General features: G+C 68.9%; 1 protein-coding gene. It reads left to right on the top strand.

What is annotated here, in order from left to right:
• Nucleotides 1–25: 25 nt before the first annotated feature.
• A partial coding sequence (locus IEY86_RS35940; RefSeq protein WP_229699090.1) for a condensation domain-containing protein occupies nucleotides 26–1,065 on the top strand: 1,040 nt, incomplete at its 3' end.

Here is a 1,065-nt window from a genome sequence, read left to right on the forward strand (position 1 = left end):
GGTGGCCCGCGGCTACCGGGCCCCGGTGGGTGTGGTGGAGGAGGTGCTGGCCGGGATCTGGTCGGACCTGCTGGGTGTGGAGCAGGTCGGGCGCGACGATGACTTCTTCGAACTGGGCGGGCACTCCCTGCTGGCGGTCTCGCTGGTGGAGCGGATGCGGCAGGCCGGGCTGTCGTGTGATGTGCGGGCGGTGTTCACCACCCCGACCGTCGCCGGACTGGCCGCAGCGGTCGCGGCTGGCGGCGGGGGCGAGGTGTCGGTGCCGCCGAACGCGATTCCGGCGGACGCCGAGGTGATTACGCCGGGGATGCTGCCGCTGGTGGATCTGACCGAGGAGCAGATCGCCAAGGTCGTCGCCTCGGTGCCGGGCGGGGCCGGGAATGTGCAGGACATCTATCCGCTCGCCCCGCTGCAGGAGGGAATCTTCTTCCACCACCTGATGGGTGGTGAGGGTGATGCCTATCTGTTGTCGAGTGTGTCTGTCGTGCCGTCGCGGGAGTGGGTCGGTGAGTTCGCGGCCGCGCTTCAGGCGGTGGTGGACCGGCACGACATCTTGCGTACGTCGGTGGTGTGGGAGGGACTGCCGCGGCCGGTGCAGGTGGTGTGGCGGGACGTCGACGCGCCGGTCGAGGAGGTGGCCCTCGATGGTGAAGGGGACGCGGTCGCCCAGCTTCTGTCTCGGTTCGACCCCCGGCGTTACCGGCTGGACTTGAACCGTGCGCCGCTGCTGCGGGTGGTGACGGCGTACGACGAGCCGAACGACAGGTGGCTGCTGTTGGTGCTGATGCATCACCTGGTGGGTGACCACACCACGATGGAGGTGTTGCAGGAGGAGATCGGGGCGGTGCTGGCGGGTAGCGCTGATGCGTTGCCGGAGGCGGTGCCGTATCGCAATGTGGTTGCCCAGGCGGTGCTGGGCACCAGTCGGGCGGAGCATGAGGAGTTCTTCACCGGTCTGCTGGGTGATGTCGACGAGCCGACCGCGCCGTACGGGATTTTGGATGTCCGCGGTGATGGCACCGGTATCGCGGAGGCGCGCGTCGAGGTGGATGCTGCCTTGGCCGG

Source organism: Wenjunlia tyrosinilytica (assembly GCF_014646055.1).
Lineage (GTDB): Bacteria > Actinomycetota > Actinomycetes > Streptomycetales > Streptomycetaceae > Wenjunlia > Wenjunlia tyrosinilytica.